This window comes from Actinomadura oligospora ATCC 43269 (genome assembly GCF_000518265.1).
Taxonomy (GTDB): domain Bacteria; phylum Actinomycetota; class Actinomycetes; order Streptosporangiales; family Streptosporangiaceae; genus Spirillospora; species Spirillospora oligospora.
The window spans coordinates 48,207-54,896 of record NZ_KI912414.1; the positions used below are offsets into that span (position 1 = coordinate 48,207).

General features: G+C 68.0%; 7 protein-coding genes and 1 tRNA gene. 4 read left to right on the forward strand and 4 right to left on the reverse strand.

Going from position 1 to position 6,690, the window contains the following annotated elements; all coding sequences use genetic code 11:
* From P696_RS0142105 to P696_RS0142115, 3 genes are all read left to right on the forward strand, one after another.
* Positions 1-515, forward strand: a 515-nt coding sequence (locus tag P696_RS0142105) for a ParB/RepB/Spo0J family partition protein (protein WP_211246020.1), incomplete at its 5' end; no start/stop codon positions are given.
* A 338-nt stretch (positions 516-853) separates the two neighbouring features.
* Positions 854-1,090 (forward strand): hypothetical protein, encoded by a 237-nt coding sequence (locus tag P696_RS56745; protein WP_157430257.1) that lies wholly within the window; start codon positions 854-856, stop codon positions 1,088-1,090.
* Positions 1,091-1,681: 591 nt separating this feature from the next.
* On the forward strand, positions 1,682-2,905 hold the full coding sequence (locus P696_RS0142115; protein ID WP_026417034.1) for an IS110 family RNA-guided transposase: 1,224 nt from the start codon (positions 1,682-1,684) through the stop codon (positions 2,903-2,905).
* 60 nt (positions 2,906-2,965) lie between these two features.
* On the opposite strand, the gene P696_RS56750 is transcribed toward P696_RS0142115, so the two are convergent.
* The 3 genes from P696_RS56750 to P696_RS53550 form a co-directional block, all read right to left on the reverse strand.
* Positions 2,966-3,286, reverse strand: a complete 321-nt coding sequence (locus tag P696_RS56750) for a hypothetical protein (protein ID WP_157430258.1) — start codon at positions 3,284-3,286, stop codon at positions 2,966-2,968.
* Between the two features lie 62 nt (positions 3,287-3,348).
* On the reverse strand, positions 3,349-3,516 hold the full coding sequence (locus P696_RS56755) for a hypothetical protein (RefSeq protein WP_157430259.1): 168 nt from the start codon (positions 3,514-3,516) through the stop codon (positions 3,349-3,351).
* 564 nt (positions 3,517-4,080) lie between these two features.
* Positions 4,081-5,316 carry a chymotrypsin family serine protease gene (locus tag P696_RS53550; protein ID WP_157430260.1) on the reverse strand — a complete coding sequence of 412 codons (1,236 nt, stop codon included), beginning with the start codon at positions 5,314-5,316 and terminating at the stop codon, positions 4,081-4,083.
* A gap of 72 nt (positions 5,317-5,388) precedes the next feature.
* Between P696_RS53550 and P696_RS0142130 the strand changes: the two genes are divergently transcribed.
* The gene (locus P696_RS0142130; RefSeq protein ID WP_026417035.1) at positions 5,389-5,763 is read left to right on the forward strand and encodes a hypothetical protein; all 375 of its coding nucleotides are present in this window, start codon (positions 5,389-5,391) and stop codon (positions 5,761-5,763) included.
* Positions 5,764-6,412: 649 nt separating this feature from the next.
* Here the strand turns inward: P696_RS0142130 and P696_RS0142135 are convergent.
* Positions 6,413-6,484, reverse strand: a tRNA-Val gene (locus P696_RS0142135).
* Positions 6,485-6,690: the final 206 nt, after the last annotated feature.

Sequence of the window (6,690 nt, forward strand, 5' to 3'; positions counted from 1 at the left end):
CTGGAGGCGCTCTGAGCATGAGCATCCTTGCGGAGAACACCGCTCCGTCCGAGAACACCGTCGACAGCGTCGTGGATCTCGACCCGGGTTCGCCGGGCGAGCACGTGGAGCCGCCGGTGGTGGTCTCCCAGCCGAAGATTCCGATGGCGCTGCTCCGCCCGGACCCGAAGAACCCGCGGGAAGAGCTGGACCTCAACCCGTCGTTCTGCAAGTCGGTGAAGAAGGGCGTGCTGGTGGCGCTGGTCATCCGCGCGCATCCGGACGAGCCTGGAATGTGGATGGTGGTGGAGGGCCACCGCCGCTACTACGCCGCGCTCGATGCGGGACTCACCCACGTCCCCTACAGCCTGCTGGAGGATGCGGAGGACGGTGACCAGTACGTGACGATGCTGGTGACCAACCACCCAAGCCACAGGGTCAACCACAACCCGTACGAGCAGATCCGGGCGATCGACCTCGCCTACAAGGCCCGGGACTCGGGTCGTACAGGGCGTCAAGGGTTTTCATCGTGCTGAAACGGTCTTCTGCTCGTGTCCGGCGGTCGTCCATGCTCCCTTCACCTGCCGGGTCGACCGACCCGAATCGAGTGAACGGGGACACGATGCACTCACGAGGCAAACGAGTCGCAGGAGTCGCCACCATCCTGGCCGGCGCGGGCTTGACGACGATGATCGTCGGTGCCTCAGCCGTCAGCGCTGCACCGAGCCAAACGTCGACCGGCCACGCGGACCTCCGGGCGGCCGCCAGGGCGGCTTCCTTCCGTTGCCGCAATGCGTCCAGTTCCATGCCCGGCGCGAGCGCCCGGGCGACGCTGTGCTGGCAGGGCGACATGGTCGTCGCCCTCAATCTCAGCGTGACTGACAGCGCGAGTGATGGCCACTACGCCGCCCTCCGGGTCCACCGCCGCTACCTAATGCTCGGATGGCACACCCTCACCGACTACGTCATCACCACCAAGGGCTACAAGGCCCCGAAGACGGTGACCAAGAGCCGCTGGTGGGACAAGGAAGGGTGGGTAATGAAGGACTTCTGGATGCAGGTCTGCAAGCAGACCGGCGGCTACTACCGCTGCGACAGCAAGTGGCGCTAGATGTCACGGTCTTGGTGACCTTTATCCGGAATGTCTCCTGAGCCTGGATGACCGAACCAAGGTTGCGTCGAGTCGGCCGTCACGCTCCGCTCGTTTGCGACCGATGGCGCATCGGTTACCGGCATCCCAATTCGGCCCGGGGCTCGGGTCCGTGTCACCAGCCGCAAAGTAGATCGTTCACGCAGGTCAGAACCTCGCAGAACTGTCTCGCAGGACCTTGGGGTTGTGAGGGAGGTTCTGCGAGACGGCGACCTGCGGAAACGTGGCGGCGCACTGACCTCGCAGAACCGGTCATATATGCGAGCACACACCACGTCGCCACCGTTACACAGAGCTACTAATCAGTCTTGGCGAGTCTGCGGACGTCGTTCGGCAGACTCGTGCCTGACAGCCGCCAGCAGGTGAGCACTCATAGCTACTGGACCTTGAGTCCTGCGCAAAGATCGTGCCCCTGCTGGTCGGTCGGGAGAAGTGATCGCTGCTGGGATGTCGTGCCCGCACGCCAGGGCGTGAGCACTGCTTGATTAGTTCGTCGATGGTTCTCCCGCAGGCTGCTGAGAAGTGGTGACGATCGAGGATCGGGGGTCGCTGTTGCGCCTGTTCATCGGGGACGACTGGGCCGAACAGCATCATGACGTCGAACTGATGGACGCCACCGGACGCGTCCTGGCCAAGGCCCGACTGCCCGAGGGGGTGGGCGGGATGACGCGGCTGCACGAGATGATCGCCGCGCAGGTTGGCAGCGCCTGCGAAGAGGCCGAGGTCGTCGTGGGCATCGAGACCGACCGCGGTCCGTGGGTGCGGGCGCTGGTGGCCGCCGGATATGCCGTGATGGCGGTCAACCCGTTGCAGGCTGCGCGGTATCGCGAACGGCTGAGCGTATCGGGCGCCAAGAGCGACGCCGCCGATGCGCACATGCTGGCCGACATGGTCCGCACCGATTCCCACCAGCTGCGCCCCGTCGCCGGCGACAGCGACCAGGCCGAGGCGATCAAAGCGGTGACCCGGGCGCACAAGACGCTGATCTGGGAGCGAACCCGGCACGCCCAGCGGCTGCGGCACACGCTGCGCGACTACTTCCCCGCCGCCCTGGCCGCCTTCGCGGATCTGGCCGCGCCTGACAGCCTGGAGCTGTTGGCCAAGGCCGCCGACCCGCAGGCAGCGGCGAAGCTGACGCTCGGCCAGATCACCGCCGCACTCAAGCGGGCCCGCCGCCGCAACGTCGCCGACAAGGCGGCCGCGATCCAGGCCGCGCTGCGCACCGAGCACCTTGGGCAGCCCGCGGCGGTGTCTGCTGCCTATGCCGTCGTTGTTCGTTCAGCCGTCGCGGTCCTGAAGGTGCTGGGCGAGCAGATCAAGCAGCTGCAAGGACAAGTGGAAGAGCACTTTGGGCGGCACCCGGCCGCTGAGATTCTGTTGTCTCAGCCCGGGCTGGGCACGGTCCTGGCCGCTCGGGTGCTGGCCGAGTTCGGCGACGACCCGCAGCGCTACGCCACCGCCAAAGCGCGCCGAAACTACGCCGGCACCAGCCCCATCACCCGGGCCTCGGGCAAGAAGAAGGTCGTGCTCGCCCGCTACGTCCACAACGATCGCCTCGTCGACGCCCTGGACGCCCAGGCATTCACCGCCCTGCAGACCTCACCCGGCGCCCGCGCCTACTACGACCGGCTCCGAGCCCGCGACGTCTATCACCACGCCGCGCTCCGCCAGGTCGCCAACCGCCTCGTCGGCATCCTGCACGGCTGCCTGAAAACCGGCACCCTCTACAACGAAACGACCGCGTGGTCACACCACCTCAAACCCCTGGCAGCTTGACACCCTAAGCACCTGGGATGTCTTTGGGGCCGGTGGCATGGACCCGAGTCCCGGGCCATTTCAGCCTTGTGCTCGGCCGTGGTGCTCATGGAAGTCGTCCCCTTCATTTCTCGGCGACGTCGAAGGTCGCAGCAAAGATCTTGTCGGCGATTTCGTTCGCCTGGCGACGCCGGTGACGCCAGGCATCAGTCCGGCAAACCTCTGCTGTGCGGTCTCGCGGGCGCGTTCCCGGGCGGCTTCACGCCAGATGTCGAAGACCTCGTTCACTCGCGCGATGGCCAACGAACGGGGGCCTGCGCCGACCTCGTTCACGATGACCTCGATGACACGCTGCTGCAGCGGGCCACTGGTCCCGGGGGTGTAGTCGTCATCGAGGGTCACCGGGGTCTCCTGAGGGGGTGATGGCGACTCGGCCCCAGGTTCGGTTGGGGGCCTTGGGCTGATTATCGGTGCGGATGGTCGTGAGCGTCGGGCGCGGCGGCTGGTTGGGCGACCGCGAGGAGCGCGCGGGCGAGGGCCAGGGCCTGCTCGACGGTGAGGTCCCGGGACGGGCGGTCGACGAGCACCTGGTCTGCGCCGGTGCGGGCGGCGTGGCCGGTTCCGGTCCGCACGCCGGGGGCGGCACCGCCAGGGGCGGGGACCGTCTCCAGGGCAGGCAGTTGCTGGGCTGCCTGCAGCGCGGCGGTGGCTTGGGCGGAGGTGTGTTCGGCGGTCGCGGCGCGTTCACGCAGCCGGTCGGCGTCGGCGCGTACAGCGTCCAGGTCGCGGGTGAGGACCGCAATCTCGGCGTGGCGTGCGGCTTGCTCGGCGGCCAGGTCCCGCGGGCCTGCTCAGCTTGGATGCGTGCGGTGTCGACGGCCTGCGCCCGTCGGTCCCGGACTACGCCGAATACTCCGGCGGCCGCTCGACATGGCGGTGCAGAAGGCCGAGTGCGCCGGATGCCGGGCCAGCCGCCCGACTTGACCGCCCGGACACGTGAAGCGGCCCCTGATCCGAACGGATCAGGGGCCGCAGAAATGACGGGTGCCGTCCTGGGGTTGCCGTTTCATCGATACCGGCGTGTGAGGAGGGCCCGTCTGCGAGGTCCGGCTGGCCCGCCCGCTGCCTGGCCGGGTCCTCGTCGACGCGGAAGGCGCGTCGATCCCGGTCATCCGCGGGCGGGCCTGGCCGTTGGTTCAGCCGATCTTCACGTTGATTCCGAAGTCGCGCCAGGCCGTGCCGAAGTCCTGGTAGTAGAACGTGGAGCCGTTGTGGCCGGTGACGGTGCCCTTGGCGATGACGTCGGTGACGCCGCTGACGCCGAAGACCGGTCCGCCGCTGTCGCCGTGCTGGCTTGGCAGCCCGCCGTCGGCACGGCGAGCGACGACCAGGTCGTACAGGAAGTTCCTGTTGCCGTAGTCGTCGGCGTCGAACCAGGAGGCGTAGGTGAAGTTGTCGGTGTTCTGGATTCCGCAGACGGCGCCGCTGGACGCGCCGGACTGGCAGATCCACTCGTTGGCGTAGGCCCAGTCCCAGCCGGCGACGCGCTTGGTGAAGTCGCCCCACATACCGCCGTCCCACATACGCCCAGACGAACTGGCGTCGATGAGGAGCAGGTCGTGACCGGCGTGCTCCTGGGTGGCCGTCCCGACCCACGTCGACCACATGCCGTTGCGCCAGCCGCCTCCGGGGCGGCCACAGTGACCGGCGGTCAAGAGGTAGCTGATCCCGCGGTTGTCGATGACGGGCCACCCCGCAGTGCACAGCTTCTTTGGTTCGCCCGGGAAGTCGTCGTTGAGGATGGCGCCACCGGCGTAAAAGGGTGCTGTGTCGCTGTATCGGCCCGTGTCGAGGCTGGGGGCGCCGCCGTCGGCATAGCTCGCCGGAACACCGGCGACGGTCTTGGCCTGGGCCGCGATCGCCTTGCCCTTGTCCTTGGTGGTCAGGACGAGGCCGTCTCCTCTGAGGGAGCCAGCAACCTGGCTGATCGGATAGTCCGGGTCCTTCTTCATGTCGGCTATCAGGCCGGCGGCCGCCGCCTTGAGTTCGGCCTGGGAGTAGCGGGCGGGTTTCACCTCGACCGGCGCGATACCGCGGGCCTGCCCGACGGCCTTGTTGACGGCGGCGGGGAGCTTGCCCTTCCACCACAGCTCGACCGACTTGGGCTGCAGGACGATGCCCGCGAACCCGCCGCGTCCCGATTTCTCCATCGCCCAGGAGATCTTCGACGCGGCTTCCTTCAGCGGCACCTGGTCATGCATCTTCTGCCGGATGTCCGCCGGGATGTGGCTGAACGGGACCCGCTCGACCGCGTCCTTGCCGCCGCCGGACGACTGCCCCGCGGACGCGGGCATCACGCCCGACACCGCCACGCTCAGCACCGCCGCGCCCAAGACCCCGACGAACCGCGCCGAGCCTTGCATGAAACCCATACGTTCCCCTCATGTAGACCCGTGACCTGGCGAAAGTATTGATCAACTTCACGGGGACAAGGTGTGCATGGCATGCGGTCGGCTGTGCAACACGTGCAGCGATATCCGGGGGGCGCCCGGTGGCTCGACGCCGAGCTGGACCTTGTCACCCGGGAACTGGTGGCAACCGCCCGCCGGGACGAGCGCCGCTACTCCTGGCGGCAGATCGGCGCGGCAATGGGCACCTCCGGCCAAGCCGCTGGCAAATGGGCGCGACCGCATGATCTGCCTGTCGACGGGCCGACCGCCGTCGACTACGCCGCCGCCGTCGAGGAAGGGCGGGCGCTTGTCGCCGCGCTCAACGATTACGGCCCGGGACTCCATGGGGAGGGGGCACTGGATCAGTCAGCGAGTTCCTTGAGGCATCGGTCGCTGAATGCGGCTATCGGGTCCCTGAGTGTGCCGTGAGCTGCATCTGCTGCCTTGGGGGCTAGCGGCTCACCTTGCTCGTGGGCATGCACGCGGAGCCGTCCCACATGTCTTGCTCGGTCGGCGCTGTTGCGCGCCACTCGAACTCCAGCCTCTGTGACGACTACTCCACCCGGGCGAGCGCCGAGTTGAACTCGACGACGAGAGCGCGTACAGCCTTGATGGCCTTGGTCGCGTGCCACGTGTCAGGCACGTGAGGACGATTGCGTGCATGCGGGCTTCGGCGCGGGTGTCTTCGAGGGAGTCCGAGTAAGCGTCGGCGCGTTGGAGGTCCTGCCTCATCCGCCGCTCGTGCGCGAACCGACGCGCCTTGGCTCGCTGGCCCAGAAGCGCCGTCGGTGACACTCCGCCCAGCGCCCCCGAGAGAGCCGCGGCTGCGGTGATGAGGTTCGTCCACGGGAACGTCACGACATGACCACGGCACCGAGCGGTCGACCAGCCTCCTCCAACGGCTGCAGAACGGGCTGCGCTGTTCGGGGTGGACCGCCCTTCGATCCGGCCGTCAGGTGCCGCTCTTGGTGCGGACGGTGTCGGCGGCTGACGTTCGATCTCGCGGACGAATGACGGACAAACGATCAGAGGCCGGTTCCTGATCTTCAGGAACCGGCCTCTGAGCTGGTACTTCGAGTGGGCGATACTGGGTTCGAACCAGTGACCTCTTCGGTGTGAACGAAGCGCTCTCCCACTGAGCTAATCGCCCTTGCTGGTCGGCCTTGCGGCGTTCCCGGCAAGAAGAACTCTAGCGCATGTCCGAGGGTGTTCGCGCATCGTCGGCGGGCGGTGTCGTGCCCCTCGCAGACCGGCCCGAGCGCCCGCCCCACCGCCGTCGGCGGGGACGGGACGGGTGGCGTGGTCGGCGGGCTAGGGCGGGTACCGCGGCGGGCGTCGGCGGCGGCGCGGGCGGGG

Excerpts from the sequence above, each read along its gene's own strand:
- P696_RS53550 (WP_157430260.1), bottom strand. The coding sequence starts at position 5,316 with ATGGGTTTCATGCAAGGCTCGGCGCGGTTCGTCGGGGTCTTGGGCGCG.
- P696_RS0142130 (WP_026417035.1), top strand. The coding sequence starts at position 5,389 with ATGCGGTCGGCTGTGCAACACGTGCAGCGATATCCGGGGGGCGCCCGG.